Annotated in this window: 1 protein-coding gene; it reads right to left on the reverse strand. The window is 61.5% G+C overall.

Annotation, left to right across the window (positions count from 1 at the left end):
* A partial coding sequence (locus DM374_RS32860; RefSeq protein WP_157969831.1) for an AMP-binding protein occupies window positions 1–371 on the reverse strand: 371 nt, incomplete at both ends.

The raw sequence follows: 371 nt of genomic DNA on the forward strand, positions 1-371 counted from the left end.
GCGAGGTTTTCCGGCACGGTGTGCAGCGACGGGTTGGCGTCGCTGTAACCGTTCAGATCCAGTTGATCCAGGCAAAGCGACTGGATATCTGCCGGAATCGGCAGACGATCAACCAGCGCCTTTTGCGTCAGCAGCAATTGCACGCCGCTGTCCTCGATCATGTACGCCAGACGGTCCTGTGGATAATCCGGGTCCAGCGGCACATAGGCGCCGCCTGCCTTGATGATCGCCACCAAGCCGATAACCATTTCCAGGCTGCGCTCAACCGAAATGCCCACCAGCGCATCCGGGCCGACGCCCAGCTCGCGCAGTTTGTGAGCAAGCTGGTTGGCGCGGCGGTTCACTGCGGCGTAGCTCAGTTCTTCACCCGC

It is taken from the genome of Pseudomonas huaxiensis (assembly GCF_003231275.1).
In the GTDB taxonomy this organism is placed as follows: Bacteria; Pseudomonadota; Gammaproteobacteria; order Pseudomonadales; family Pseudomonadaceae; genus Aquipseudomonas; species Aquipseudomonas huaxiensis.